Genomic DNA, 26035 nt, shown 5'->3' with positions numbered 1-26035 from the left:
AATTCGGTGAGCGGGGCTTTTTTTATTTTTTAAGCCAATTTTTGGCGCTTTTAATAGTTGGATTCTATTACGAAATGAGGGGAGGGGAATATGGAAGAGGTGCTGCTGGATAAATGCCCGCGTGTTGAAACCGAAAGGCTTGTTCTTCGTCGGTGGGAAGACCGGGATCTGGATGGTGTCATTCGCATGAATGGTGACCCGAGAGTGATGGAGTTTTTCCGCTCCTTGAATACGCCAGATGAAGCGCGGCAGTTTCTTGATATTATGATGAGGCAGGAAGAAAAGCATGGTTTCTGTTTTCCCGTGGTGGAAGACAAAAAGACTGGTTTCTTTCTCGGTTTTTGTGGGCTCAATGTTCCTGCGTACAGTGGGCCTTTGCCATGTGAGCCCTGTGTTGAGATTGGTTGGCGGCTTACCCCTGAGACATGGGGAAAGGGCATTGCTGTTGAAGCGGCTAGGTTCTGGCTTGGATTCGGATTCGAAACGCTTCAGCTTGATGAAATTGTTGCCATCACGGTCGTGCAAAATCACAAGTCCCGGAGAGTGATGGAGAAGCTTGGCATGACACATGATCCTGCTGAGGACTTTGATTTTCCGAATGTTTCGGTTGACCATCCTTTGTGCCGGCATGTTTTGTACAGGCTCTCTGCAGCTCAGTTCCGTGAGCAAGCTAATGGTTGATATCGCGATTGATCGGTGTTCGCGTATTGAGACTGAGCGATTGGTGCTGCGGAAGTGGGAGCTTACTGATCTGGATGGTCTTGCGGAAATGAATGCTGATCCGCGGGTGATGGAGTTCTATCCATCGGTGCTGTCTCGTGCTGAGAGTGAGAAGATGTTGGTGCGTTACATGGAGGCGCAACAGCGGGAAGGTTTTTGCTATTCGGTTATCGCTAAAAAACGGAGTGGGCGGTTTCTTGGATATTGTGGGCTGAAGGTTCCGGGATATCAGGATCATCTTTCATTTGGTCCCTGCGTTGAGATAGGCTGGCGGCTCCTACGCAGTGAGTGGGGAAAGGGCTTTGCTACGGAAACCGCACAAATGTGGCTTGGATTCGGACTCGAAACTCTACAACTCAATGAGATTGTCAGCTTTACACCCGTGCAAAACTCTCGCTCCGAGAAGGTGATGCAGCGTCTTGGTATGGTTCGTGTTGAAGAGTTTGAGCATCCCCTGCTTGAGGATGGGCACAGGCTTAAACGCCAAGTGCTCTACAAAATGACGCGACAAAAGTAATTGAGGCAGAGCTATGATTGAAGAGGTCATCGACAAGTGTCCGCGTATTGAGACTGACCGGCTTATTTTGAGGAAGTGGGAAGAGCGTGATTTGGAGGGGCTTGTTCAGATGAATGCAGACCCATAGGTGATGGAATTCTTTCCGGCAGTGATGTCCCGGCAGGACAGTGAGCGGATGTTTGAGCGGCTCATGGCAAAGCAGGTGAAGTATGGGTTTGGTACTCCAGTTGTTGAAGAACGAGCGTCAGGGAGGTTCTTAGGGCTTTGTGGGCTCGGTGTGCCGACCTATCCAGAACCGCTGCCTTTCGACCCGTGTGTGGAGATCGGATGGCGTTTGATAGGTGATGTATGGGGGGAAGGGGATTGCTCAGGAAGCCTCGCGGATCTGGCTTAGATTCGGATTCGAAACTCTTCGTCTTGATGAGGTCGTGAGTTTTACCGCACGCGTTAACTGGCGTTCTGAAAGAGTAATGCAGAAGCTGGGAATGACCAGAGATGCTTCAGAGGTCTTTGATCGAAGAGGGACATGCATTGAGCCGGCATGTTTTGTATCGTCTCTGAAGGGAAAGCTTTCGGGAGCAAGTGCATGGTTGAGACATTGATTGATAGATGCCCACGTGTTGAGACTGAGCGCCTTGTTCTTCGTAAGTGGGAGATGCGGGATCTGGATGGGCTGATCAAGTTAAACACCGATCCCAGAGTTTTGGAATTTTTCCGTAAAAGGCCTAATGCTGAGGAAAGTGAAGAGGCTTTAAAGCGAGCAATCCAACGGCAGGACGAAAATGGATTTTGCTTACCTGTCGTCGAAGATAAAGAGAATGGGGACTTCCTTGGGTTCTGTGGTCTTAATGTTCCTTCATATGGTGAATCGTTGCCATGTGAGCCTTGTGTCGAGATAGGCTGGCAGTTAATTCCCGAGGCGTGGGGAAGGGGCATTGCGGTAGAAGCAGCAAAATTCTGGCTTGGATTCGGATTCGAAACTCTTGGACTTGATGAAGTTGTTGCGTTTACCGTTATTCAAAATCACAACTCACGGCGGGTGATGGAGAAGCTTGGTATGAGCTTTGACCCTGCTGAGAATTTTGATTTTCCTGGGGTGCCTGTTGAGCATCCTTTATGCCGACACGTTTTGTATAGGCTTTCAAAAAAGATGTATTTGGAACGGAAAAATGGTTGAGACATTAATTGATAAGTGCCCACGTATTGAGACCGAGCGTCTCGTGTTGCGGAAGTGGGAAGAGCGTGATCTGGACGGTATGGATGCGATGAACTCAGATCCGCGCGTCATGGAGTTTTTCCCAGATGTGATGTCTCGCGATGAGAGTGCCCATATGCTTGAGCGTATGATGGCTAAGCAGACTGATCTGGGTTTTGCATGTCCTGTTGTTGAGGATCGGGCTTCTGGTAGGTTTCTGGGTTTTTGTGGTTTGAACATTCCGACCTATCCAAAACCACTTCCGTTTGATCCGTGTGTGGAGATTGGTTGGCGGTTTATCCCAGATGCATGGGGGAAGGGGATAGCGCAGGAAGCAGCTCGTATCTGGCTTGGATTCGGTTTCGAAACTCTTGAGGTTGATGAGATCGTCAGCTTCACGACGGAGACAAACTTGCGTTCGCAAAAGCTGATGCAACGGCTGGGGATGACGAGGAACCCAGCTGATGATTTCAATCATCAAATGTTGGAAGATGACCACCCGTTGGTGCGTCATGTGCTTTACCGTTTGACGAAGGATCGTTTTGAAAGCGTATCCAAGAGCTGAACTTAATTGATTACTCGAACATGGGTGATCTGTGAATTATGTGATGTTTCACGTGAATCACCTATGTTTTCAAAAGTATATTTATGAGCGCTGACCCACGTGAAACTGTGAGTCAGCGTTTAATTTATTTGCAGATCAGATCTGCTCTTTCACCTGTTCAGGTGTTGTCGCTGGCAGAGAGCATCCTTTTTCTGAGCAGATGAAGACAGTGGTTTCATCCGTGTTCCAGGATGAGTTTTCCAACTCTATCGGCTTAGCTTCACCAGCAGGAATAACATCTACATAGAGGGCAGGATCAGCTTGAGAATGCAGAGCCTGCGTTATTAGATTCGCGTCCGAACCAGTCCCCAGAACGACAAGAGCTTTCTTGAAGCGGGTGCGAGTATCGAGTGCAGTGAGCAATGATGCCGTGCCGAAGATGTTGTTTGGAACGTCGGCTGCAAATGCATTCAGAGTTCCATCTGCAACGTCACGGGAAGATGTGTCACCTGTCAGGATCCAGTGCTCTGAAAAGGCGAGAGCGGCTACGGCGTTGTAGTTTGGTGTTGCTTCATCATAGGCGTGATAGGGGCGGAGGATGAGGTCGTCGGCATCCTTATCCGTCATGTAAAAAGCGCCATTAGAGTGTGCAAAACGCTCCTTCAGAATCTTCAGGAACTCTTTTGCCTGTTCTAGGTAGCGCTGCTTCTCAAGTGGATTTGGTTCCGATCTGTACAAAGCGAGAGCTGCTCTTGCACACCATGCGTAGTCAGAAGCAAAGCCGACTTCCAGTCGCTGACCCTGTCGCCAGGAATGGCTGAGCTTTCCATCTTGGAACATTTGCTGTTTGATGAAGGCAAATGCCTGCTTGGCGGAAGTGCGCATAGATTCACGTGAAACAAGAGAGCTTGCTTTTACGAGTGCACAGACGAGCATGCTGTTCCAGTCTGCTAACACCTTGTCGTCTTTGTGTGGTGGAACGCGTGTCGCTCTGTGCTCCAGCAGGATTGCTCTGCAGGTTGCCAGGGCTTCCTCTTCAGCTGCTTCCAGAAGAGCAGGGGAGTGACGTCGGTTGAGGATGATGTTGCCTTCCCAGTTTCCATCTGGGGTGACGTCGTAGACATTAGAGAACAGTTCGAAGTGTTCTGCCGGAACGAGATTCTTCAACTCATCATAAGTCCAGACATAGAACTTGCCTTCAACTCCTTCACTGTCTGCATCCATGGAAGATGCGAAGCCACCTTCGGGAAGCTTCATGTCACGCTCTAGCCAATCGACGATTTCTTGGATTCGGATATGAAACAGTTCATCACCCGTTTCCTGATAAGCCCAGCACAGGTGCTCGATAAACTGCGCGTTGTCGTAGAGCATCTTTTCAAAATGTGGGACCAGCCAAATAGAGTCGACTGCGTAACGAGCCAGGCCACCTCCCACATGATCATAGATTCCACCTTGCGAAATCGCTCGCGTGGTTTTCAAAAACTGCTCACGCATGAAGGTGTTTTTTTGCGCCTTGGCAGTTCTGAAGATGAGTTCCTGAACGGAGGCCTGAGGGAACTTTGGCGCGCCCTTCATGCCACCTTCTTCCTCGTCTTGCATGTTGAAGAGTTGCTTGCCGGCAGCGGTGATCAGGAAGCCAGAAAGTGGGGAGGACTCAGATGGTGGCTTGTTGAGAGCCTGGCTGATGGCTTGCCGGTTCTCTTCGATAGTGTCGCGATCAGCGATGAAGCTTTGTGAAATTGCAGTTAGGATATCCGTGAAGGCAGGGGAGCCATGTCGTGCTTCATTTGGGAAATATGTACCACCCCAGAATGGATCACCCTCTGGCGTGAGGAACATGGTCAGTGGCCAGCCGCCCTGTTGACCAAGCATATGGAGAGCCTGCATATAGATCTGGTCAATGTCCGGGCGCTCTTCGCGGTCTACCTTGATGTTGACGAAATGCTCATTCATGAGAGCGGCTGTTGCTTCATCCTCAAAACTTTCATGGGCCATAACGTGGCACCAATGACAGGCGGAGTAGCCAACAGACAGCAGAATTGGCTTGTTTGTTTTTTGCGCTTCTTCCAGTGCTTCCTTACTCCACTCCCACCAGTGGACAGGGTTATTTTGGTGTTGAAGAAGGTAAGGGCTTGAAGCGTTCGTTAAGCGATTTCTGCTCATAAAGAGGTGATCCTGAGTTCAAGGTATTGCTTGGCGTAAAGGCTAGGTTTAACGCAGTTCATACGAGATCATACAGTTAAAGAACCGGGGGTGGAATGAATACACAACAGGAAACCATCTACGCAGTTTCTAGCGGCGCACTTCCTTCAGGCGTTGCTGTTATCCGTTTATCAGGTCCACAGTCCGGGCCAATCCTGAGAAAGCTGATTAAGGGTAAATTCCCCGTTTCACGTGAATCATGCCTTAAGAAATTATGGGACCCTGTAGATGGTTCTGTTCTGGATCATGCGTTGATTTTGTGGTTCGAAGGCCCGGGAAGCTTTACTGGCGAGGACACTGTTGAGCTGCATTGCCATGGTGGCCGTGCTGTTGTTGCGGCGGTGCTGCGTGCGCTTTCCAGCTTTGAAAAGACACGGCCAGCTGAGCAGGGTGAGTTCACACGCCGGGCATTTCATAACAACAAACTTGACCTGACTGAGGTTGAGGGGCTTGCTGATCTGATTGATGCAGAGACCGATGCGCAGCGTCGGCAGGCTCAGCGACAGATGGATGGCGCACTCGGAGACCTCTATTCGCAGTGGCGCGAAACGTTGATCCGCAGCCGTGCGATGATTGAGGCTGAGCTCGATTTTTCTGATGAAGACGATATTCCAGATTCTGTGGCTGACGAAATCTGGGTGGAGTTGGCGAAGCTTCGTGACCAGATTGTTGCCCACCTTTCTGATGCGCGGAGAGGGGAGCGTCTGCGCTCTGGTCTGCAGGTTGTTCTGCTTGGCCCTCCTAATGCGGGTAAGTCCAGCTTGATGAACAAGTTGGCTCAGCGCGATGTGGCGATCGTGACGCCTGAAGCTGGAACAACCCGTGATGTGCTTGAGGTGCATCTGGACCTTGGTGGTTATCCGGTCACGTTGATCGATACAGCAGGTATCCGTGAGAGTGCTGGCATGATTGAGAAAGAGGGCATTCGCCGTGCTCTCGTCCATGCTGAAAAAGCTGATCTCATTCTCTGGACACATGCGCCTAATGTGGCTGCTGAGGAGTTGCCGGAGAGCTTGCTGAAGAATGGTGCAGAGATCTGGCGTCTTAATACCAAGAGTGATTTGGGCTCTGATGCTGATCATGACTCCTTCGAAACGACAGAAGAGATCAATGTTTCTGTTCGTGAAGAAGGTGGCATGAATGCGCTGCTATCAAGCCTCGAGTCGTTTGCGGAACGAAATATAGGGTTGATTGAAAACCCGCTTATCACTCGTGAGCGTCACCGTTCTCATCTGACCCAATGTGTCGAAGATCTGAACCACGGTATTCAAGCGGAGGGTTTTCCGATTGAATTGAGAGGTGAGGATTTGCGACAGGCGGCTGATCAGCTTGGGCGCATCACAGGTCGAATCGACGTTGAAGATTTGCTCGATGTCATCTTCCGTGACTTCTGCGTCGGTAAATAAAAGATGTAGAAGTGCCATGTTTCACGTGAAACATTTTTTGGGAATCGTGAGTCAGTGGGGAAAAGCTGGTGAGTCTCGTGGATAACTAATGCTGCGGCATTGGCGACTCACTGCGCTGTTTTCTTTGACCCAGCGCGTGACCTGTTGTATCAAGTCTTCAAGAAAATAGGTAGTTGCCCTTCTAGTTCCCCCAAGTTTTATCTGCGGCCTTCATATGGTCCAGAGGCTCGCAGAGAGTGTGGCTTGTCCTTTCTCTGTTTTTAGATGGGCGAAATGCAGGACCGAAATGTCTGATAATTTTGATCTTGAGTTTGACGTTGTCGTGATTGGCGGCGGCCATGCAGGCTGTGAAGCCGCGGCTGCAGCTGCGCGCATGGGTGCCCATACAGCGCTTATAACTCATCGCTTTGACACCATTGGTGTGATGTCATGTAACCCAGCTATTGGCGGTTTGGGGAAGGGGCATCTGGTTCGAGAAATCGATGCGCTGGATGGATTGATGGGCCGGGTGGCAGATGCTTCTGGCATTCAGTTCCGTATGCTCAATCGCCGCAAAGGGCCTGCTGTGCAAGGGCCGCGTTCTCAGGCTGACCGCAAGCTTTATCGCGAAGCGATGCAAGCTGAGATTAGAGCGATTGATAATCTCGAGGTGGTGGAAGGCGAAGCTGACACGCTGATTCGTGAGGGCGATATCCTCAAAGGCGTCGTGCTTGGTGATGGTCGTCAGGTTTCGGCCAAGGCAGTCGTGATCACGACCGGCACGTTCCTGCGTGGTCTGATCCATATCGGCGATAAGCAGATTCCTGCGGGTCGTGATGGTGAAGCGCCAGCACTTGGTTTGTCTGTATCTTTGGAAGAGATTAGTCTGCGTCTTGGTCGTTTGAAGACAGGTACCCCGGCACGTCTGGATGGGCGCACGATCAATTGGGAAATCCTTCAGCAGCAGCCAGGTGATGAAGAGCCTATTCCATTTTCTACACTGACCGACAAAATCCAGATCCGTCAGGTGCCGTGTTACATCACACGGACGACACCAGAGACGCATCAGATCATTCGCGACAACATTAAGCGTTCAGCGATGTATTCTGGCGAAATCCAGGGCAGGGGTCCTCGATACTGTCCGTCTATTGAAGATAAGATCGTTCGCTTTGGTGATCGTGATGGTCATCAGATCTTTCTTGAGCCTGAAGGGCTGGATGATCCGACGGTCTATCCGAACGGTATTTCTACCTCTCTGCCTGAGGATGTTCAGATCCAGTTTCTGCGCACCATTCCGGGTTTGGAGAAGGTTGAGTACTTTAAGCCGGCTTATGCGATTGAGTATGATCACATCGATCCAACTGAACTGACAAACACGCTTGAGGTGAAGAAGCAGAAGGGCCTTTACCTCGCGGGTCAGATCAACGGTACGACCGGCTATGAAGAAGCTGGTGCTCAAGGGCTGTTGGCTGGTTTGAATGCAGCCAGAACGTCTCAGGACGGTGCTGCAGTGACTGTTGGACGTGCTGACGGGTATATTGGTGTGATGGTGGATGATCTCATCACACGGGGCGTTTCTGAGCCGTATCGCATGTTCACATCCCGCGCTGAGTATCGTCTCACACTACGTGCAGACAATGCGGACCAGCGTCTCACACCACTTGGTCTTGAGTGGGGATGTATTGGTGATACGCGTCGAGTCGCTTTCGAAACGAAGATGGAAAAACTGCGGAAAACCAAGGATTTGATGCAGTCGGTCAAAATTACACCCAACGAAGGGCGTAAGCATGGCTTGCCGATCAATCAGGATGGTGTGAAGCGCTCTGTCTTTGATTTGTTGGCCTATCCAAATATCACTCTTGAAGACCTCATTGAGATCTTTGATGAGATGAAAGATGTCGATATCAAATGTGCTGAACAGGTTTCTATAGATGCGATGTATGCCGTCTATCTGGAACGTCAGGCTGCTGATATCGCCGCTTTGAAACGAGATGAGGACTTGGTTATTCCTGAGCGGATTGACTATGCCTCACTGACCGGACTTTCCAACGAGGTGCGCCAGAAGCTTGAAGCTTTGCGCCCTTCAACCATCGGGCAAGCATCGCGCATGGATGGGATTACCCCAGCGGCGCTGACTTTGCTGCTTGCGTATATTCGCCGCTCAGGCAAAAAGATTGCTGGTGCTGTTTAGTATGTCATTCGAAACAAGGGCTGATTACAGCCAGATTACACCTATCATGCGTATGTATGAAGATGTTTCACGTGAAACGTTTGAGCGTCTAAGTATCTATGTAGACCTGGTCCTCAAGTGGCAGCCTGCACAGAATCTAATCGCACCATCTACGATGAGCGATATCTGGATGCGGCATGTGGCCGATTCTATTCAGATTCAGCGTAATTTGCCGGATGCTCGCTCCTGGATTGATTTCGGAAGCGGTGCAGGTTTCCCTGGACTCGTGACTGCGATGTTGCTGAGGCAGGAAGGGGAAGAGGGCATTGTGCACATGGTTGAAAGTAACCAGCGCAAAGTTGCTTTCCTTCGGACTGTGGCCCGAGAGACTGGCTGTAACGTCAAAGTTCATGCGGGTAGAATCGAAGCCGTTACGAAAGACTGGCAGGCTCCGATTGAGGGTGTTTCGGCGCGTGCACTAGCTTCTTTACAGGTTCTCTGCGGGTTTTCTTCGCAATTTGTACAGCGTGGCGCGACTGCTGTTTTCCACAAAGGTCAAGATTTTCGCCGCGAAATTGAAGAAGCATCTGCCGATTGGTCAATTGATCTGGTAGAAAAAGTAAGTCTAGTAGATCCGCTAAGTCGCGTTTTGGTTCTATCTAAAATCGACCCGAAAACCGCTAACTAGGGTGCTGTCGGATGAGCTTACTGCCGCAATCTCCACGTGTCTTGACTATCGCCAACCAGAAGGGTGGCGTAGGCAAGACGACAACAGCCATTAATCTTGGCACAGCGCTTGCCGCAATTGGCGAACGCGTCCTGATTATTGATCTGGATCCGCAAGGCAATGCGTCGACGGGGTTAGGGATTGATCGCGTCGATCGTGAATATTCTACCTATGATGTTTTGAGCGGAGATTCGACGCTAGAGCAAACTGTTCTGGAAACCGCTGTTCCGCGTTTATGGATTGCTCCATCAACGATGGATTTGCTGGGTGTTGAGTTGGAGATTTCTTCTGCACCTGACCGGACATTCCGATTACGGAATGCAATTTCAGGTATGGCGCAGGCAGCTGAGATGGGTAGGGCGCAAGGGTATTCATATATTCTAGTGGACTGTCCGCCGTCGTTAAATCTCTTGACTATCAATGCCTTATCGGCATCTCATAGTATTCTTGTACCGTTGCAGTGCGAGTTTTTTGCTCTGGAAGGTCTAAGCCAGCTGCTTAGCACTGTTGAGCAGGTGAAGCAGTCTCTCAATTCAGAGCTGAGCATCCATGGCATTGTGTTGACCATGTATGACAGCCGTAACAATCTCTCCAGTCAGGTTGTACAGGATGTGCGTGAGACGATGGGTGATGCAGTCTATGAGACTGTGATTCCACGGAACGTACGTGTTTCCGAGGCTCCATCTTATGGCAAGCCTGCTTTGCTTTATGATTTGAAGTGTTCCGGTTCGCAGGCTTATTTACGACTCGCTTCCGAAATTATTCAGCGAGAGCGTGACATGCGGATGGCGGCTGCCTGATCTGGTTGCCGCTTCTACTTTAAAGAGATTTGTTATTTGACCCGCAGAGCGTGCGGGAAGGGGCTGCTGACTCCCGAGCTCCTAGAATGTAGATAGGTGGAATTGAAATGGCGAAAACTGAGGAAGCAGGGCGTACCAATAAGCGACTAGGGCGCGGCCTTGCAACGCTGTTGGGTGACGTAAACTCAGAGCCAGCTGTCTCCACTCCAGAACGTAACCGTGATGTGCGGAAGGTGCCGATTGAGTACCTTCAGCCGAACCCACGTAACCCACGCAAATCATTTGTAGAAGATGATCTGAACAACCTGACCGAATCCGTTCGTCAGAAGGGGATTGTGCAGCCAATTCTGGTGCGTCCTCGTCCGAATAAGCCGGGTCATTTCGAGATCATTGCTGGTGAGCGTCGTTGGCGTGCAGCTCAAAAGGCTGGTTTGCATGATGCGCCTGTTGTCATCCGTGAGGTGACTGATCAGGAAGCGCTGGAACTTGCGATCATCGAGAATGTTCAGCGTGCAGACCTGAATCCTATCGAAGAAGCGTTGGGTTATGATCAGCTGATCGAAGAGTTTTCTTACAGCCAGGTTGAACTCTCCAAGGTTATCGGTAAGAGCCGGAGCCATGTGGCCAACACACTGCGTTTGCTGAAACTGCCGAACTCAGTGAAGGACTATCTTGCAGAAGGGCTTCTCACTGCTGGTCATGCACGTGCATTGATCACTGCAGAAGATCCTGCGGCTTTGGCTGAGCTGATCGTGGAGAAGGGGCTTACAGTTCGTGATGCAGAGCGTCTGGCTCAGAACCCGGATTTGTTCCAGAAGAAAGAGGCCGCTCCGAAGCCTGAAAAGGATGCGGATACACGCGCTTTAGAGAAGCGTCTGGCCGATGGCCTGGGTCTTAAGGTGGCTATTGCTCACAAGACTGATAAGGGCACCGGTGAGCTTAAGATCAAGTACAAGAATGTAGAGCAACTGGACGAAGTCTGCCGCTTGCTGGGCATTCAGAACTGATTGTTTCTGCTTTCGGAAATTTAGAAAAGGCCGCGTCTCTTAACTGAGGCGCGGCCTTTTTAGATTCGGAAAAGAAACGAATTTCTTAGTTGGAATTTAGCTTATGACTGGAAGCAGTCTTTCAATGCGTGCACTGATTTCTGCTCTCTTCTTCTCAGCCAAATTGCGACGGCCGAACATCAAGCCCAGGCAAATGAAGTACCAACGGAAAACCCAATAAGCCAAGAGGATTAGTGCGGGTAGGCCTATGATCAGATTTATGACTGATCCCAGTACCGCGTAGTTCTGCATGAGGTAGCCGATCAAGACACCAAAGCTGAGCAATGGCGGGAAAATCCAGGCCCACAATGATGCTGCTCCAAAAAGCGATAATTGAGGGCGCAGGAGCGCGAAGTTGATTGCCCAAAGTTCGTGTTGAGCGAACTTCAGCCTGATCCATTGGATGAGTGAGTGAGACATAGGAGTCCTGTGATTTCGCTTTATGCGAATATTGTTGTTGTTTGTGAGGAAGGTGGCGACCCACCTTCCGCGTGTTTATCGTCGTCTGTTTGAGGCTTTAGCTACCTGAGCAATTGCCAGAAGGGTATGAGACACAATCGCAGTTGAGAGATTGGCGTTGAAGCGCGCCTCTTTTACAGCGTCGTTGAGACGGGTCAGAGCGCGTTCCAGAAAGTCTTCATTCCAGATCTCAACCTGCCTGACAATCTTCGAGCGGCGCTTCCAGAAGATCGGAGGGCGCACGCCGCCAATAACATCTTCTACAGCAATGCGTTGATTGGCTTTTAAACGGCACAGGTGAAGCATTTGGAAGTGTCTGAGGGCTTGAGAGGCTATCACGCCAACGTCCGTCCCTGAGGCTGAGAGGCGCTCCAGGCCGTGGTCCAATGTGATCGTGTCACCCAAAGCTGCAGCATCGATTAGTTCATCCATGGCGAATGCAGAAGCATCGCCGATGATCTCTTCGACATGATGGACCTCAATACGGTTGTCATTCATCGCGTAGAGGCACAGCTTCTTGAGTTCTCCGCGGCTAGCAATGCGGTCAGCGCCAAGCAGAGTGTGAAGCGCCATACGGGCTTCTTTGCTGATTTGCAGGTTTGCTGACTGGGTTTCTTCATCAATCAGACGATCTACATCGCGTGCTGTGTCTGCAAAGCAAGGGATGGCGACAGCGGTTTTGCTGGCTTCGATCTTTTTGCGCAGGCCTGCAGTCTTTTTCAGGTCTCCGGCTTCAATCACGATGAAGGCAGAAAAGTCGTTGTTTTTGAGAAGCGGTTCGACGGCAGGCAGCACGCTCTTGGTGCCGTTTTCGCGGACCCAGATTGTGCGACGGCCACCAAATAGGGGAATAGTCAGTGCCTCATCAATCAATCTGCTTGGGTCTGCAGCGATATCAGCAGCGTCCAGTTTGACCTGGCAGAATGGATCATCATTCTCGGAGGCTGCTTTGGAGATGAGTGCTTGCGCTCGCTCATTCACCAACCCGGCGTCTGGTCCATAAACAAGAATGAGGTTTACAGAGTCTGGCGGGTTGGCGATGTACCGGTCAATTTCAGCAGCTTTGAGGGCTACCATAGTGGTCCTATTCTACAGGCTCTACAGGATGAGTTGCAAAGAAGCTTGCTATGCGGGTGTTGATGTCGGCAGCGACAACCTTGGTAGCACGGTCTTCTGCATCTCGTTCTGCTCTCAGGTTTGCAAAGCGCTGACTGGAAAAGTCAAAGGATGCAGAGGCAAAGGAGCGGCCAGTGTAGAGCGTACGATCTGTCTGGATATCTGCCAGTACAAAGCTGGTGTTGACGGTGATGTTGTAAGCGGTTGGCACGTCGGCCAGCTGCTCAACGCCCACTTCAGCACGGCGCTTGTCTGTCAGGATTTCCAAACGATACTTTGGCGGCAGAGCATCACCACCACGGGTGAACGCGAAAATCAGCTGATTGCGCAGGACCTGATTGATGCGCTTGATAGACCCTGAATCCCCATAGCTTGGGAACTTCATGGAAATTGCCGCCATTTGAGCCTGGACGGTCTGAGTCTGCTCCGAGCCATCGCCTAACAGCGTTGGGCTAACGCCATAGAGCGGACGGAACTGGCAGCCAGAAAGAAGAAGGGCACCCGCAACAATTGTTGCCCCGCCGAGTAGAACCCGGCGGGAAGGGCGACCTGATTTAGCAGGGCGATCAAACAACGACATTTACAATCCTCTGAGGTACCACGATGATTTTACGTGGGGCCTTGCCATCCAGAGCTTTCTGAACAGCCTCATGTGCCAGAGTAGCTTCTTCTACCTGCTCTTTGGAAGAGTCTCTTGCTACAGAAAGCTCACCTTTTTTCTTCCCATTGATTTGAATCGGAAGCGTAATGGTGTTTTCTACCAGCAGATCCTCTTGGACAACTGGCCAGTTTGATGTGGATACCAGTCCTTCATTGCCAAGTATGGACCAGCATTCCTCAGAAAGGTGAGGTGTGATTGGTTCCATGAGCTGCAGGAGGAAGCTAGTTGCTTCGCGCAGAGCATATGCCATGTCCGGTTTGGACAGGTCTGATTGAAGCGCCTTGCTGATTGCGTTGGTGAACTCATAAAGACGGGCAACAGCACGGTTGAAGCCAAGGCCATCAAAGTCTTTTGTGATGGCAGCCAGAGTTTTATGAGAAGCACGGCGCAGGGCTGTTGCTTCATCACTGAACTCAGCAGGTCTTGTGATGTTGGCTTCGGTCTTTTCTGAGACTTCACCGATGATACGCCATACGCGCTGTACGTGACGCCATGCACCGATTACGCCATCTTCTGCCCAGATGATGTCGCGCTCTGGCGGGCTGTCAGACAGAACGAAGAGACGTGCTGTATCAGCGCCGTAGGTGTCGATGATGTCGGTTGGGTCAACAACGTTCTTCTTCGACTTGGACATCTTCTCGATGGAACCAATGGTAACTGGAGCGCCGGTTTCTGCGTGAACCGCTTTTCTGTCGCCTTCGGTGCTGATGATGTTGATCTCAGCTGGTGTTACCCATTTTCCATCAGGGTCTTTGTAGGTCTCATGGTTCACCATGCCCTGTGTGAAGAGGCCTTTGAATGGCTCTTTCACATCCAGATGTTTGGTGATCTGCATGGCGCGTGCAAAGAAGCGGGAGTAGAGCAGGTGCAGGATCGCGTGTTCGATGCCGCCGATGTACTGATCAACCGGCAGCCACTCAGAAGCAACCTTTGGATCGGTCGGATTGCTGTTCTTCGGATCAGTGAAGCGCGCGAAGTACCAAGAAGAATCCACGAAGGTGTCCATGGTATCGGTTTCACGCTGAGCATCCTTGCCACAGCATGGGCATTTCACGTTGCGCCATGTTGGATGACGATCCAGCGGGTTGCCCGGACGGTCGAAAGTGACATCTTCCGGCAGAACAATTGGCAGGCTTTCTTTTGGCGCTGGCTGAACACCACAATCATCACAGTGGATGACAGGGATCGGACAACCCCAGTAGCGCTGACGGGAGATACCCCAGTCGCGCAGACGATAGTTGGTCTCGCGGTGCGCCTGCTGTTTGCCTTTGGCTTCTTGCGCTTCCAGCTTGTCAGAAACAGCATTCTTCGCATCCTCGATGGACATGCCGTCCATGAACTCGGAATTAAAGATGGAGCCTTCGCCGGTGTAAGCTTCGGTGCCAACGTCGAATGTGGCCGGGTCTTCACCTTCTGGCAGCACAACTGCTTTGACTGGCAGTTTGTACTTGTGAGCGAAGTCCAGATCGCGCTGGTCGTGTGCAGGACATGCGAAAATAGCGCCTGTGCCGTAATCCATCAGGATGAAGTTTGCCACATAGACTGGCAGTTCCCAGGATGGGTTCAGCGGGTGTTTGACGCGCAGGCCAGTGTCGAAGCCAAGCTTTTCTGCGGTTTCGATTGCTTCAGCTGTCGTGCCGATACGGCGACATTCAGCAATGAACTCCTGCAGTTCTGCGTTGTCTTCAGCCAGTTTCTGCGTGATCGGATGATCTGGTGACAGGCCCATGAAGGACGCGCCGTACAGCGTATCTGGACGGGTGGTGAAGATTTCCAGAGTCTCATCACCGGTTGGAGCGGTTTCGGTGAACTCGAAATTGACCTTCAGACCAACAGATTTGCCGATCCAGTTCTTCTGCATGAGACGAACTTTTTCAGGCCATTCGGTCAGAGTGTCTATTGCTTCCAACAGCTCTTCGGAATGATCAGAGATCTTGAAGAACCACTGGGTCAGGTCTTTCTGCTCAACAACTGCGCCAGAGCGCCAGCCTTTGCCGTCGATCACCTGTTCGTTTGCCAGAACGGTCATGTCGACCGGATCCCAGTTTACCTTCGCGTTTTTGCGGTAAACCAAGCCAGCTTCCAGGAAGTCCAGGAACAGGGCCTGCTGCTGTGCGTAATAACTTTCATCGCAGGTTGCGAATTCGCGACTCCAGTCAAACGACAGGCCGATTGTTTTCAGCTGGCCGCGCATTGCTGCAATGTTGTCGTAGGTCCAACCCTTTGGGTGTACCTTTTTTTCAGCTGCCGCGTTTTCTGCAGGCATGCCGAATGCATCCCAACCCATCGGGTGCAAAACATTGTAGCCGCGTGCACGTTTGAAGCGTGCAACCACGTCACCCATGGAGTAGTTGCGCACGTGCCCCATATGTAGACGACCGGATGGGTAAGGGAACATCTCTAGTACGTAGTATTTTTCGCGCGGATCATCGTTGTCCGTCTCGAAGACGTTCTTTTCGTCCCATACTTTTTGCCAGCGCGCTTCCGTTGCGCGTGCATTATACCTATCCGTAGCCATTTATTCCGCCGTGTGTTTGATTTTTGCCCTGATCAAGCAAATTAGGTTTGCTCGGACTGTCACCAGAAATTGCCAGCTTGGTCAAGCGGTAGACAGAGGAAAAACCAAGAAGATTTGTCAGAAATCTCTCAATGAAGTGCAACTACTCTTGCATTTAGACCTTAGGGAGCGCATTTCATGTCTCCAATATGGATTTTTCGCTGGAGTTAGGAATGAGTGACGCTGCTGCACTTCGCCTTAAAGAGGTTAAGGAAAACATCGGAAAAGCTGAGGCGGATGTTGAACGTCCGAACGGCTCTGTAACGTTGATTGCAGTCTCAAAAACATTCGAAGCTTCAGAGATTAAGCCGGTTTTAGAAGCTGGACAGCGTGTGTTTGGTGAAAACCGGGTTCAGGAAGCAATGGGCAAATGGCCTGGGCTTCGTGAGGAGTTTGAAGGTGTTGAGTTACATCTGATCGGCCCGCTTCAGTCTAACAAAGCGAAAGAGGCTATCCAGACCTTTGACGTGATCCACACTGTGGATCGGGATAAGATTGCTAAAGCGCTGAAAGTTGAAATGGATAAGCAAGGCAAGGCGCCAAAGCTGTTCATTCAGGTTAATACCGGGGAAGAAGACCAGAAGGCTGGTATTCCTCCAAAGGAAGCAGATGCGTTTATCGCGAAGTGCCGTGATGAGTATGGGCTGGAGATTGAAGGCCTGATGTGCATTCCGCCAGTTGACGAAGCGCCGGGCATGCATTTCGCGTTGCTTGAGAAAATCGCAAAGCGGAACGGTCTGGAAAAGCTCTCCATGGGAATGTCTTCTGATTACCCAATTGCCGTTCAACATGGTGCAACGCACGTTCGCGTTGGTTCTGCTGTGTTCGGTGCGCGCGATTATTCGCAGTAAGCATCACTGAAAATGTTGAGTTTTGAACGGGCGAGGAACTTCTCGCCCGTTTTTCGTTTGTATTAAAGTAGTTGATCGCTCAGCCATTGGACTGTGGTGGAGACCACTAGATCGTTGTTTTGCGGGCTGATGATGTCGCCTGCGATGACGTGGTTGTTATCGTCACCTGAGCTTTCGATAAGCAGGCGCTGTTTTGGTGCGCCCCATTTGTCATAGGCGACATTGGTGAGTGCTGCGTCGATGGTTTCATCTTTTTCGCTGTAGATGAAGAGGGCAGGTACGCTTGCTTTTGCGGGGTCTTGTTCCTGCAAAACTGAGATTGTGGTTGCCATTGGGAGGAGGGCTACACTTGGATAGCTGATGGTCCAGCCCATTTGCTCTTCTTTAGATGGTGCTTTAGAAGATGAGCGGGTTTTGCCAATGATCAGAGGAACATAGTGTCTTGCGAACGGCATATCGAGCAGGAAGCCGCCTGCTGCTTTGACACCGAAGTTTGGTGAGACAAACACCATCGCGGCCACATCATCTTTCAGCGAGTGGTCCTGCATCGCGAGCCAAGCTGCAAGTGAGCCACCGGTTGAGGTGGACATGATGATTGTCTTCTCACCAATACGCCGGCCAATTTCGACCGCTTCAGCGAGATCGTTGACCCAGTCGTTCAATGAGGCTTCTGCCATCGCTTCACCCGAGCGACCATGGCCAGTCAGGCGGGTGAAGAAAAGATTGGCGCCCATCTCACTGGCAACGCGGTCCGGTACAGGGCGGATCTCGTGTTTGCTGGCGGAGAAACCGTGGACGTAAATTATAGAAAGAGGTGTTTTGCTGTTCTTCTCACCATTGAACCAGATGATCTCTTTGGCCGTGTCAGAACGAATATCCTGAAACCTGGCCTCACTCTCTGAAAGATACACTTCGAGGTCATCACCCATAATTTCGGGTTTGAAGGTGATCTCTGTATCGCGTGGTTCTCTTGGGCCTGTCATGAAGGCAATTGTGCCTCCTACGAGTAAAATCAGTACTACAAAGATAAAATATCGAAAGAGCATATGGGGGGCCTTTATTCCTTAGCGGCACCAGCTTATTCCAGCTTGGGTTGAAATATCAAATCAGAGCATCAGGAAGTTTTATTGAGAGTAGACAGTGGGTACGCCTCTGGAGCCAAGCCACTCGATGATACCGTTGGAAACGAGGAGGTTGTTTTCCGGATTGATGATGTCGCCTGCGATGACGTGATGGTTGCCTGCGGACTCGGTTATGAGGAGGCGGTGCTTTGGTGCGCCCCAGTTTTCGAAGAACTTCGCTGTGGTGTGCTCATCTGAGGTTTCGTCGCGGATATCGTAGATGAACATGGTTGGAATGGTCGCGTTTGCTGCATCCAGACTGCCCACGAGTTTGACGGTTTCAGCAAGAGGAAGCAGGGCGGTTGCCGGATAGGCGTTGGTCCAGGCGTAGATCTCCTCAAAGTTGGCATTCGGATCAGCAACCCGATAACGGCCTACGATGATTGGGGTATAGTACTCTGCAAGCGGATATGTGAGCAGGGAGGTTCCTGCTGCGGCCAGTTCAAAAACGGGAGAGATAAGGACGATTGCTTCTATGTCCTCTTTTAGAGAATGATCAGTCAGATCCATCCATGCTGTTAGAGAGCCTCCGAATGAGGTGCTGATAACGATGACTTTGTTGCCGATGGCTTTCCCGATTGTGAGCGCTTCTGCCAAAGCATTGAAGTAGTCATCGACATTCGGTTCTCCCATAGCAGCAGGTGTACGGGCGTGACCGGGAAGCCGTGTGTAATAGAGGTTGGCCTGAATGGAGCTGGCGACGAGATCGGGAACGGGCCTGATTTCATCTTTACTGGCAGAAAAGCCGTGCATGTAGACGACGGCAAATTCGGTTTTGACCTTGGTGTCGGGGTTTTGCCAGATGATTTGCTTTTCGAGACCGGGCTTAATGTCTGTAAAGCGGCTTTCTACCCGTGCGATGTATTCTTCAGGGTCTTCGCCAATGTCACTTGGGTTGAATGTGATAGAAGGAGACACATAGGTGTTGGCCCAGTAGAGCAGGAAGCCGATGATCAGGACGATAAGAGACAGCAAAAACAGATAGTTCTTTCGGAACAGCATCGTTAAATCGCCTCTTTTTTTGCTGATAGTGAGTCAGCTTGGCAGGAAACCTGGTGCATCTTTGAGTTTTCCTTTTTATCCAAGCTTATACAATCTCCAACAAATGGCGGTTTTGCTTGACTCGGCACCTGTATTCTCGTAGATACCCGACCTAACTCCTTCTATGTGAAGACCGGAGCCACTGACTGGGACCCGAAAAGGTGTAAAGAGATCCCAGAAGTCAACACCCGACAGCGCGTTGCGCCCTCGGGTGATTTTTTGCTATGTGCAATCGATTTGCCGTGGCAATTTTGGCTTGGTGACACCAAATTCACTAGGAACGAGTGTACGGCACCAGTTGGTTTTCTTCAGGTGTTTGTGCAGAAACGAGATTTTAAAGGAACGACATGTTCGATAATCTGTCAGATCGCCTAGGCGGCATTCTAGATAAGCTCACAAAACGCGGTGCGCTTTCTGAATCCGATGTTAATGAAGCGCTGCGTGAAGTTCGCCGCGCGCTCATTGAGGCTGATGTGGCGCTGCCGATCGTGCGTTCTTTTGTCGACAAGGTGAAACACCGCGCTGTTGGCGCAGAGGTTGTTAAGTCCATTAAGCCGGGTCAGATGGTCGTTAAGATCGTGCATGACCAGCTTATTGAGATGCTCGGTGAGGAATCTCATCCGATCGACCTGAATGCTCCGGCTCCGGTTTGCATCATGATGGTTGGTCTGCAGGGTGCGGGTAAAACCACCGCAACCGGCAAGATTGCACGTCGCCTGACACAGCGCGATAAGCGCAAAGTTTTGATGGCTTCTCTTGATACGCGCCGTCCGGCAGCGCAAGAGCAGCTGAAAGTTCTGGGTGAGCAGAACGAGATTGACACGCTTCCTATCATTGAAGGGCAGCAGCCAGTTGATATCGCAAAGCGTGCGCTGAATGCAGCGAAGCTTGGCGGTTATGACGTGGTCATGCTCGATACAGCGGGTCGTGGTCACATTGACGAGCCTCTCATGATTGAGATGGAGCAGATTAAAGCTGCGTCCAACCCGCATGAAGTTCTGCTCGTTGCTGATGCTCTGACTGGTCAGGACGCTGTTAATCTGGCGAAGAGCTTTGATGAGCGTTGCGCGATCACAGGTATCATGCTCACCCGTATGGATGGTGATGGCCGCGGTGGTGCGGCGCTTTCCATGCGTGCTGTTACCGGCAAGCCGATCAAGCTGATTGGTACCGGTGAAAAATCTGATGAGCTCGAAGATTTCCATCCAAAGCGTATTGCTGATCGCATCCTTGGAATGGGCGACATTGTTTCGCTCGTTGAAAAGGCTGCTGAAGCGATTGATGCGGAAAAAGCCGCAGAGATGGCTCGGAAGATGCAGAAGGGTCACTTTGACCTGAACGATCTTTCTGAACAGCTGAAGCAGATGGAAAAGATGGGCGGAATGTCCGGCATGATGGGCATGCTTCCTGGTGTTGGCAAAATGAAGAAGCAGCTTGCTTCCGCCAACCTTGATGAGAACATGTTCAAACGCCAGATGGCGATCATCTCCTCTATGACCAAGAAAGAGCGTGCCAAGCCTGAACTGCTTAAAGCAAGCCGCAAAAAGCGTATTGCTGCAGGTTCTGGTGTGCAGGTCGCTGAAGTTAACAAGCTTTTGAAAATGCACCGCCAGATGGCCGATATGATGAAGGCCATGGGTAAGGGCAAAGGCAAGGGCATGCTCGGCAAGATGATGGGCGCTATGGGTGGCGGTATGCCAGGCATGGGCGGCGGAATGCCGAACATCGACCCTAAAGCGCTTGAGCAGATGGCTAAATCCGGTCAGCTGCCGGGCGGCATGGAAATGCCTAAAGGATTACCGGGTGGTGGGCTTCCCGGGGGATTGCCAGGAGCTGGCGGCCCTAAATTGCCCGGTCTTGGTGGAGCATCTGGTTTGCCAGGGCTCGGCAAGGGGAAAAAGTAATTGGGCGAGATCGACAAAACTGAAGAAGCCAAGGCGATCCTTGGTGGACTTCGCTCCAGCATCGACAACATTGACGCTGCTCTGGTGCATATGTTGGCTGAACGATTTCGTTGCACACAGGCTGTTGGGGAGCTGAAAGCTACCCATGGTCTTCCACCGGCTGACCCGGCCCGTGAAAAACTTCAGATTGAGCGTCTGCGCCGCCTCGCGGCCGAGGCCAATCTTGATCCTGACTTTGCTGAAAAGTTCCTGAACTTCATCGTGAAGGAAGTCATTCGGCATCATGAAGCTATTGCTGCTGAACACAGCACAGACTGAATACCTAGGAGTAAATAAACAATGGCTACTAAAATTCGCCTCGCACGCGGTGGCACTAAAAAGCGTCCTTTCTACCGTATCGTAATTGCAGACGTTCGCTCCCCACGCGACGGTCGTTTCATCGAAATCGTTGGTCGTTACAACCCAATGCTTCCTAAAGATGCTGACAACCGCGTTGAGCTGAACGAAGAGCGCATCAAGCATTGGCTTGGTCACGGCGCACAGCCATCCGACCGCGTACTGCGTTTCCTCGATGCAGCTGGCCTGATGAAGCGTGAGCCACGCAACAACCCAATCAAAGCGAAACTCGGCAAGAAAGCTCAAGAGCGTCTTGACGAGAAGCTGGCTGCAGAAGCTGAAGCAAAAGCTGCTGCTGAAGAAGCAGCTGCTGAAGCACCAGCTTCCGAATAATATAAGCATACCCGATCTGAGAAGGAGACGCCGGCAATGGCAAACAAGCCTGAAGACCGCATTCTAATGGCTCAGATCGGGGCTGCTCACGGCATACGTGGAGAAGTGCGGGTCAAACCATTTGGTGATGACCCGCTTTCTTTTGGCGATTACGGTAAGCTCGAAAGTGCTGACGGTAGCCGCAAATTTAAAGTTAAGAAGGCTCGCATTCAAAAAACTGTGGTGGTTACCAAGTTTGAAGGCGTGAATACTCGCAATGAAGCAGAAGTCCTCAACGGGATGAAGCTTTATATCGCTCGCGAAAAATTACCTGAAACAGAAGACGAAGACGAGTTCTATCACACTGATCTCATTGGCCTGAAAGCCATTGATGAGAAGGGTGAGGCAATTGGAACTGTGTTGGCTCTTTTGAACTTTGGCGCAGGTGATTTGATTGAAGTTGCCCCGAAGAGCGGCAATTCTCTTATGTTCCCATTCACAAAAGCTGTTGTTCCTACCATTGACCTCAAAGAGGGATATGTGGAGGTCCATGCTCCCGAAGGCTTTTATGATGAAGGTGAAAAAGAACCCGAAGATGGCTCTAAGCCAGAAGCAGGCTGATTTTTCGCATTATCAGATGCAGACATTGCTGAGATCATCAGTGTGATTTTTGCAGTTTGTGCATCAAAATACATTCCAGAGACTGACCTTACTTGAGCAACGGGTATCCTATGACCTTTCGTGCATCCATCTTGACGCTGTACCCTGAGATGTTTCCGGGAAATCTGGCAATGAGCATGTCTGGGCGTGCGATGGAGCGTGGAGCTTGGTCTCTTACAGCGAACAACATTCGCGATTACGCGACTGATAAGCATCGCTCGGTTGATGACACGCCTGCTGGCGGTGGCGCTGGTATGGTTTTGCGGCCTGATATTCTGGGCAAGGCGATTGATGATGTGACTGAGGACGAGGATACGCGTCCACGGTTGCTTATGAGCCCGCGCGGAAAGCCGTTTACGCAGGCAAAAACTCGTGAACTGGCTGATGGACCGGGTGTGATTATCGTCTGCGGTCGTTTTGAAGGTGTTGATGAGCGCGTCATAGAAGGGCGCCAGCTCGAGGAAGTGTCTATTGGCGACTACATTCTCTCAGGAGGAGAAGTTGCTGCTCACGTGGTTTTGGACAGCATTGTCCGCCTTCTTCCCGGTGTTATGGGAAATAAAGAGAGCGGCGAATCTGAAAGCTTTGAGAATGGCTTACTTGAGCACCCACATTATACGCGGCCTGTCGAATTTGAAGGGCAGGAAGTCCCATCTATTCTTAAAAGTGGTAATCATAAACTGATTGATCAGTGGCGCCTTGAGATGTCTGAAAAGATTACTCAAGAAAGACGGCCAGATCTTTGGAAGGATTACCTTGAAAATAGCCGTGGATAGCGGGTTTTCTACACTTTTTTCATGACAAACCTACAAAAATCGGCTAAACCCGCGCCGACTGGAGTGGATTCTGTCTGGCGTTTGCCGCTAGGGTCCTAGTTCCACTTCACTTCCCGGCATAATGCCAAGGTTTGGTGAACACGTCCCGGTGGCTCGACCATTGAGGGACGCTCTGACCAATATTTAAAATGGAAGAAACTGCCATGAATATCATTGAGCAGCTCGACGCCGAAGAAATGGCTCGCATCGAAGAGAAGCGTACGCTTCCTGAGTTCTCTCCAGGTGATACGCTACGTGTTCTCGTACGCGTTACCGAAGGTACTCGTACTCGTGTGCAGGCCTACGAAGGCGTATGCATCGCACGCTCCGGCGGCGGCATCAACGAAAGCTTCACCGTTCGTAAGATTTCTTACGGCGAAGGTGTAGAGCGTGTATTCCCAATCTTCAGCCCAATGCTTGAAGGCGTGGAAATCATTCGCCGCGGTAAAGTCCGTCGTGCGAAGCTTTACTACCTGCGTGAGCGTCGCGGTAAGTCCGCACGTATCGTTGAAGCTACCAACGTACGCGCAAAGCGTCTTAACGAAGAAGCTCGTGCGGCTGCTAATGCTGCAAAAGCTGCAAAAGCTGCTGAAAAAGCTGCTGAAGCTAAAGGTTCTGCAGAGTAAGATTTACTCTTCGGCCTCTATGGTTTCTAAAACCCCGCTGAGAAATCAGCGGGGTTTTTTGTGTTCATGGTCGGGTTTTTTGCAGGTTCTGCGGTTTGGTTGGCTTCAGGCATAGCAGCGCCCTCGGTGTCATCCTAAGCGAAGATCCCGAATTTATAGCTGCTTGCTTGTCTTTTTGCTTTTGCCATTCAACTGGATCCCTGTGTGTTTGTTTTGTGCTTGAATGGTAGCGAGGCGGAGGTCGTTGGGTCCCAGATCAGAGCCCAGCACGGCTTTAGATCGTGACGCGGTCAGATCCCGCCTCGCATGTCTTACCAAACCTGAACAGTTGATGGTGGCCGCATCGCGCTACGCTTGTGCTGGATGACGGTGGTGGGGTCTCACCAGCGTATCCCTGCGGCAACACCTTCTTATCATCCTGCAACTTTTCGTTGACAGGTGGTGCGTTCCATTCCACATTCATATGTGAGGCTTCACAACCTCTGAAAAGCGGTAACCGCTCCCGTCAACTAGCGGATTTTTTGTGCCTTTTTTCTGAGGGCGCAAACCCTTTGCTATGAGCGGGAGGGCGGTGAATACAACACCTCTTTCGGGAGGGAATAAACTCGCCTGTCTTTTCCAGGTTGTGAACCTCCCGCTCGCCAGCGGGCCGTCACAAGCTCATCTGTCGTGCGGAACTTCAACAGCCAGAAAAGAAGGCTTTGAATATGGACGACACTGCATGCGCCTGTGGCGCCACAAATACTCTTCAGAATGAAATTGATGACGTGAACTTTGCTGTTTCTGATCTTCAGAACCTTGCTTATATGCAGCATCTGGTGCTGAGCGAGCGGATGAAGAACAGCAGTGAGCGTGACGTTCTCTTCACTTTGCACCATGCATTATCTGACCGCCTAGAGGCACTTGATAAGACCTGCGGAATTTTAACTGATGCGTTGTCTGGCACGTCCTTCCCTAAAGGATTTTCCAGTCACGCGACACGCAGCGTCGCCTCTCCACCACCGGTTGAAACCAATATTGTGTCTCTTGATTAGATCACTGTGAACGGCACTCCAAGGGCTGCCTCAACTACCCTTGCACAGCCCTTCATGAGTGTCCTGCTGGTCTGCGGCCGGGCGAAGTGTGCCCGCAGGCCAGCCTCTTCGTGTGTTTGAGTAGAAGCGATTGTGGGTGTGGCTCTGGGTCCCGGATCTGCGCGTTGCTTGTCCGGGAGGACGGCGATGAGTGAATTACGTGAAGAGAAGGTGGTAGGCGTAGTTCTCGGCTGATGCTCATCATCTGCCCGCAGATAAGTGGGCTTGCTCTTTAGTTAATTGGTGTCATCCCGGGCAGAGCGTAGCGGAGACCCGGGACCCATACTCCCCGTGTTAGAGATTGATTGAGTGCCTTAGTGGAAGATTGAGGCAAGGGGTTATGGATCCCGGCTCGGTGTGTACATACCGGAGACATAGGTTACAGGTGTTCGGAGAGATGGTTGACACATTAACATGGCATTCAGGGAGGGACCGGGATGCCTTGGAAAGAGTGTTCAACAATGAAACTTCGAGAAGAGTTTGTCCGACTTGCAGATCAGGACAATGCTAATCGGCGTGCCTTGTGTCGCCGGTTCGGTATCAGCCCACAAACAGGCTATAAATGGCTAAGGCGGTGGCGTGGGGGAGAAGACTTGAATGATCTCTCCCGCCGGCCCAGAACATCTCCTGGACGTTCACCACAGGAGGTGGAGCAGAGGATTTTATCAGTGCGTGATACTTACCCGGCTTGGGGTGCTCGAAAGATCCGCGCTTATCTGCAGCATAAAGGCATTACAGTTCCAGCAAGCTCCACGGTGCACGCCATTTTACAGCGCCATGACCGTATTGAACCGAAATCAACCCCAAGGTCCCCGGATTGGCAGCGATTTGAAGCTCCTCTTCCTAATCAACTCTGGCAAATGGATTTTAAAGGTTGGATCAGGCTGGAAGATAACACTCGTTGCCATCCTCTCACGGTTGTCGACGACCACTCCCGGTTTGCGACCTGCCTTAAGGCTTGCCCAGACCAACGCACCAATACAGTTAAAACGGCTTTAGAAGAGAGCTTTAAGCTCTACGGCTTGCCGAGAGCCTTTCTGGTTGACAACGGTTCCCCATGGGGGACTGCTCTTACCGATCAGCGTTGGACACCATTGCGGATCTGGTTGGCTCATCTTGGTGTCCGCCTGATCCATG

At 51.1% G+C, this 26035-nt stretch carries 27 protein-coding genes; 21 read left to right on the top strand and 6 right to left on the bottom strand.

All coding sequences use genetic code 11. From position 1 onward, the window contains the following. The first annotated feature begins 90 nt into the window (after positions 1–90). Genes PsAD37_RS01475 through PsAD37_RS01455 form a run of 7 tightly spaced genes read left to right on the top strand, consistent with a single transcriptional unit; the run spans position 91 to position 2997 of the window. Positions 91–681, top strand: a complete 591-nt coding sequence (locus PsAD37_RS01475; protein ID WP_063294634.1) for a GNAT family N-acetyltransferase — start codon at positions 91–93, stop codon at positions 679–681. After that, a complete protein-coding gene (locus PsAD37_RS01470) occupies positions 674–1237 on the top strand; it encodes a GNAT family N-acetyltransferase (protein ID WP_208991626.1) in 564 nt (187 codons plus the stop codon). The genes PsAD37_RS01475 and PsAD37_RS01470 overlap by 8 nt, the downstream gene beginning before the upstream one ends. Before the next feature lie 13 nt (positions 1238–1250). Next, complete coding sequence (locus PsAD37_RS28985; protein WP_244272465.1) at positions 1251–1364, top strand: GNAT family N-acetyltransferase; 114 nt, start codon at positions 1251–1253, stop codon at positions 1362–1364. 3 nt (positions 1365–1367) lie between these two features. Then, positions 1368–1631, top strand: a complete 264-nt coding sequence (locus tag PsAD37_RS29470) for a GNAT family N-acetyltransferase (RefSeq protein ID WP_208991629.1) — start codon at positions 1368–1370, stop codon at positions 1629–1631. After that, the gene (locus tag PsAD37_RS29465; RefSeq protein WP_208991625.1) at positions 1582–1839 is read left to right on the top strand and encodes a GNAT family N-acetyltransferase; all 258 of its coding nucleotides are present in this window, start codon (positions 1582–1584) and stop codon (positions 1837–1839) included. Before PsAD37_RS29470 ends, PsAD37_RS29465 begins: the two co-directional genes overlap by 50 nt. Continuing rightward, the gene (locus PsAD37_RS01460) at positions 1824–2414 is read left to right on the top strand and encodes a GNAT family N-acetyltransferase (RefSeq protein ID WP_084407627.1); all 591 of its coding nucleotides are present in this window, start codon (positions 1824–1826) and stop codon (positions 2412–2414) included. The genes PsAD37_RS29465 and PsAD37_RS01460 overlap by 16 nt, the downstream gene beginning before the upstream one ends. Beyond that, positions 2407–2997 (top strand): GNAT family N-acetyltransferase, encoded by a 591-nt coding sequence (locus PsAD37_RS01455; RefSeq protein WP_063294633.1) that lies wholly within the window; start codon positions 2407–2409, stop codon positions 2995–2997. The genes PsAD37_RS01460 and PsAD37_RS01455 overlap by 8 nt, the downstream gene beginning before the upstream one ends. Before the next feature lie 135 nt (positions 2998–3132). Here the strand turns inward: PsAD37_RS01455 and PsAD37_RS01450 are convergent, their stop codons facing one another. Continuing rightward, on the bottom strand, positions 3133–5139 hold the full coding sequence (locus tag PsAD37_RS01450) for a thioredoxin domain-containing protein (RefSeq protein WP_063294632.1): 2007 nt from the start codon (positions 5137–5139) through the stop codon (positions 3133–3135). Positions 5140–5234: 95 nt separating this feature from the next. Between PsAD37_RS01450 and mnmE the strand changes: the two genes are divergently transcribed. From mnmE to PsAD37_RS01425, 5 genes are all read left to right on the top strand, one after another. Beyond that, positions 5235–6584 (top strand): tRNA uridine-5-carboxymethylaminomethyl(34) synthesis GTPase MnmE, encoded by a 1350-nt coding sequence (gene mnmE, locus PsAD37_RS01445; protein ID WP_063294631.1) that lies wholly within the window; start codon positions 5235–5237, stop codon positions 6582–6584. Positions 6585–6870: 286 nt separating this feature from the next. Then, entirely contained in the window at positions 6871–8754 is a 1884-nt protein-coding gene (mnmG, locus tag PsAD37_RS01440) for a tRNA uridine-5-carboxymethylaminomethyl(34) synthesis enzyme MnmG (protein ID WP_063294630.1), read from the top strand. A 46-nt stretch (positions 8755–8800) separates the two neighbouring features. Beyond that, the gene (gene rsmG / locus PsAD37_RS01435; protein WP_063294649.1) at positions 8801–9421 is read left to right on the top strand and encodes a 16S rRNA (guanine(527)-N(7))-methyltransferase RsmG; all 621 of its coding nucleotides are present in this window, start codon (positions 8801–8803) and stop codon (positions 9419–9421) included. Positions 9422–9432: 11 nt separating this feature from the next. Further along, positions 9433–10260: a ParA family protein gene (locus PsAD37_RS01430; RefSeq protein WP_063286220.1), complete on the top strand. Its 828-nt coding sequence runs from the start codon at positions 9433–9435 to the stop codon at positions 10258–10260. Positions 10261–10367: 107 nt separating this feature from the next. Beyond that, entirely contained in the window at positions 10368–11267 is a 900-nt protein-coding gene (locus tag PsAD37_RS01425) for a ParB/RepB/Spo0J family partition protein (RefSeq protein WP_057463221.1), read from the top strand. Between the two features lie 534 nt (positions 11268–11801). Here the strand turns inward: PsAD37_RS01425 and holA are convergent. The 3 genes from holA to leuS are packed head-to-tail and all read right to left on the bottom strand — an operon-like array spanning position 11802 to position 16060. Further along, entirely contained in the window at positions 11802–12842 is a 1041-nt protein-coding gene (gene holA / locus PsAD37_RS01415) for a DNA polymerase III subunit delta (protein WP_063294628.1), read from the bottom strand. Between the two features lie 7 nt (positions 12843–12849). Then, positions 12850–13461, bottom strand: coding sequence for an LPS assembly lipoprotein LptE (gene lptE, locus PsAD37_RS01410; protein ID WP_057463224.1), 612 nt, complete (start codon positions 13459–13461; stop codon positions 12850–12852). Beyond that, on the bottom strand, positions 13448–16060 hold the full coding sequence (gene leuS, locus PsAD37_RS01405; protein ID WP_063294627.1) for a leucine--tRNA ligase: 2613 nt from the start codon (positions 16058–16060) through the stop codon (positions 13448–13450). The genes lptE and leuS overlap by 14 nt, the downstream gene beginning before the upstream one ends. Positions 16061–16272: 212 nt before the next feature. Here leuS and PsAD37_RS01400 point away from each other — a divergent pair, with 212 nt between their 5' ends. After that, positions 16273–16950, top strand: coding sequence for a YggS family pyridoxal phosphate-dependent enzyme (locus PsAD37_RS01400; protein WP_063294626.1), 678 nt, complete (start codon positions 16273–16275; stop codon positions 16948–16950). A 62-nt stretch (positions 16951–17012) separates the two neighbouring features. Here the strand turns inward: PsAD37_RS01400 and PsAD37_RS01395 are convergent, their stop codons facing one another. Continuing rightward, on the bottom strand, positions 17013–17933 hold the full coding sequence (locus PsAD37_RS01395; protein WP_208991624.1) for a carboxylesterase: 921 nt from the start codon (positions 17931–17933) through the stop codon (positions 17013–17015). Between the two features lie 141 nt (positions 17934–18074). Next, positions 18075–19073: a carboxylesterase gene (locus tag PsAD37_RS01390; protein ID WP_063294624.1), complete on the bottom strand. Its 999-nt coding sequence runs from the start codon at positions 19071–19073 to the stop codon at positions 18075–18077. A 386-nt stretch (positions 19074–19459) separates the two neighbouring features. Here PsAD37_RS01390 and ffh point away from each other — a divergent pair, with 386 nt between their 5' ends. The 8 genes from ffh to PsAD37_RS01345 form a co-directional block, all read left to right on the top strand. Continuing rightward, the gene (gene ffh, locus PsAD37_RS01385) at positions 19460–21016 is read left to right on the top strand and encodes a signal recognition particle protein (RefSeq protein WP_063294623.1); all 1557 of its coding nucleotides are present in this window, start codon (positions 19460–19462) and stop codon (positions 21014–21016) included. Then, on the top strand, positions 21017–21334 hold the full coding sequence (locus tag PsAD37_RS01380) for a chorismate mutase (RefSeq protein WP_084407626.1): 318 nt from the start codon (positions 21017–21019) through the stop codon (positions 21332–21334). 21 nt (positions 21335–21355) lie between these two features. Continuing rightward, positions 21356–21745: a 30S ribosomal protein S16 gene (gene rpsP / locus PsAD37_RS01375; protein WP_063294622.1), complete on the top strand. Its 390-nt coding sequence runs from the start codon at positions 21356–21358 to the stop codon at positions 21743–21745. 36 nt (positions 21746–21781) lie between these two features. Next, a complete protein-coding gene (rimM, locus tag PsAD37_RS01370) occupies positions 21782–22345 on the top strand; it encodes a ribosome maturation factor RimM (protein WP_063294621.1) in 564 nt (187 codons plus the stop codon). A gap of 110 nt (positions 22346–22455) precedes the next feature. Then, positions 22456–23160, top strand: coding sequence for a tRNA (guanosine(37)-N1)-methyltransferase TrmD (gene trmD / locus PsAD37_RS01365; RefSeq protein ID WP_063294620.1), 705 nt, complete (start codon positions 22456–22458; stop codon positions 23158–23160). A 203-nt stretch (positions 23161–23363) separates the two neighbouring features. Then, positions 23364–23825 (top strand): 50S ribosomal protein L19, encoded by a 462-nt coding sequence (rplS, locus tag PsAD37_RS01360; protein ID WP_063286463.1) that lies wholly within the window; start codon positions 23364–23366, stop codon positions 23823–23825. A gap of 707 nt (positions 23826–24532) precedes the next feature. Next, complete coding sequence (locus tag PsAD37_RS01350; RefSeq protein WP_063294618.1) at positions 24533–24859, top strand: hypothetical protein; 327 nt, start codon at positions 24533–24535, stop codon at positions 24857–24859. Between the two features lie 476 nt (positions 24860–25335). Continuing rightward, positions 25336–26035 (top strand): helix-turn-helix domain-containing protein (locus tag PsAD37_RS01345; RefSeq protein WP_153039659.1); only part of this gene is annotated, 700 nt, incomplete at its 3' end.

It is taken from the genome of Pseudovibrio sp. Ad37, from assembly GCF_001623075.1.
GTDB lineage: Bacteria > Pseudomonadota > Alphaproteobacteria > Rhizobiales > Stappiaceae > Pseudovibrio.
This window is presented reverse-complemented; position numbering and strand designations above follow the sequence as displayed.

Excerpts from the sequence above, each read along its gene's own strand:
- PsAD37_RS01425 (WP_057463221.1), top strand. The coding sequence starts at position 10,368 with ATGGCGAAAACTGAGGAAGCAGGGCGTACCAATAAGCGACTAGGGCGC.
- rsmG (WP_063294649.1), top strand. The coding sequence starts at position 8,801 with ATGCGTATGTATGAAGATGTTTCACGTGAAACGTTTGAGCGTCTAAGT.
- rplS (WP_063286463.1), top strand. The coding sequence starts at position 23,364 with ATGAATATCATTGAGCAGCTCGACGCCGAAGAAATGGCTCGCATCGAA.
- PsAD37_RS01460 (WP_084407627.1), top strand. The coding sequence starts at position 1,824 with ATGGTTGAGACATTGATTGATAGATGCCCACGTGTTGAGACTGAGCGC.
- lptE (WP_057463224.1), bottom strand. The coding sequence starts at position 13,461 with ATGTCGTTGTTTGATCGCCCTGCTAAATCAGGTCGCCCTTCCCGCCGG.
- rimM (WP_063294621.1), top strand. The coding sequence starts at position 21,782 with ATGGCAAACAAGCCTGAAGACCGCATTCTAATGGCTCAGATCGGGGCT.
- leuS (WP_063294627.1), bottom strand. The coding sequence starts at position 16,060 with ATGGCTACGGATAGGTATAATGCACGCGCAACGGAAGCGCGCTGGCAA.
- holA (WP_063294628.1), bottom strand. The coding sequence starts at position 12,842 with ATGGTAGCCCTCAAAGCTGCTGAAATTGACCGGTACATCGCCAACCCG.
- PsAD37_RS01390 (WP_063294624.1), bottom strand. The coding sequence starts at position 19,073 with ATGCTGTTCCGAAAGAACTATCTGTTTTTGCTGTCTCTTATCGTCCTG.
- PsAD37_RS01350 (WP_063294618.1), top strand. The coding sequence starts at position 24,533 with ATGGACGACACTGCATGCGCCTGTGGCGCCACAAATACTCTTCAGAAT.
- mnmG (WP_063294630.1), top strand. The coding sequence starts at position 6,871 with ATGTCTGATAATTTTGATCTTGAGTTTGACGTTGTCGTGATTGGCGGC.
- PsAD37_RS01400 (WP_063294626.1), top strand. The coding sequence starts at position 16,273 with ATGAGTGACGCTGCTGCACTTCGCCTTAAAGAGGTTAAGGAAAACATC.
- rpsP (WP_063294622.1), top strand. The coding sequence starts at position 21,356 with ATGGCTACTAAAATTCGCCTCGCACGCGGTGGCACTAAAAAGCGTCCT.
- PsAD37_RS29470 (WP_208991629.1), top strand. The coding sequence starts at position 1,368 with ATGGAATTCTTTCCGGCAGTGATGTCCCGGCAGGACAGTGAGCGGATG.
- trmD (WP_063294620.1), top strand. The coding sequence starts at position 22,456 with ATGACCTTTCGTGCATCCATCTTGACGCTGTACCCTGAGATGTTTCCG.
- ffh (WP_063294623.1), top strand. The coding sequence starts at position 19,460 with ATGTTCGATAATCTGTCAGATCGCCTAGGCGGCATTCTAGATAAGCTC.
- mnmE (WP_063294631.1), top strand. The coding sequence starts at position 5,235 with ATGAATACACAACAGGAAACCATCTACGCAGTTTCTAGCGGCGCACTT.
- PsAD37_RS28985 (WP_244272465.1), top strand. The coding sequence starts at position 1,251 with ATGATTGAAGAGGTCATCGACAAGTGTCCGCGTATTGAGACTGACCGG.
- PsAD37_RS01450 (WP_063294632.1), bottom strand. The coding sequence starts at position 5,139 with ATGAGCAGAAATCGCTTAACGAACGCTTCAAGCCCTTACCTTCTTCAA.
- PsAD37_RS01475 (WP_063294634.1), top strand. The coding sequence starts at position 91 with ATGGAAGAGGTGCTGCTGGATAAATGCCCGCGTGTTGAAACCGAAAGG.
- PsAD37_RS01455 (WP_063294633.1), top strand. The coding sequence starts at position 2,407 with ATGGTTGAGACATTAATTGATAAGTGCCCACGTATTGAGACCGAGCGT.
- PsAD37_RS01395 (WP_208991624.1), bottom strand. The coding sequence starts at position 17,933 with ATGACAGGCCCAAGAGAACCACGCGATACAGAGATCACCTTCAAACCC.
- PsAD37_RS01430 (WP_063286220.1), top strand. The coding sequence starts at position 9,433 with ATGAGCTTACTGCCGCAATCTCCACGTGTCTTGACTATCGCCAACCAG.
- PsAD37_RS29465 (WP_208991625.1), top strand. The coding sequence starts at position 1,582 with ATGTATGGGGGGAAGGGGATTGCTCAGGAAGCCTCGCGGATCTGGCTT.
- PsAD37_RS01470 (WP_208991626.1), top strand. The coding sequence starts at position 674 with ATGGTTGATATCGCGATTGATCGGTGTTCGCGTATTGAGACTGAGCGA.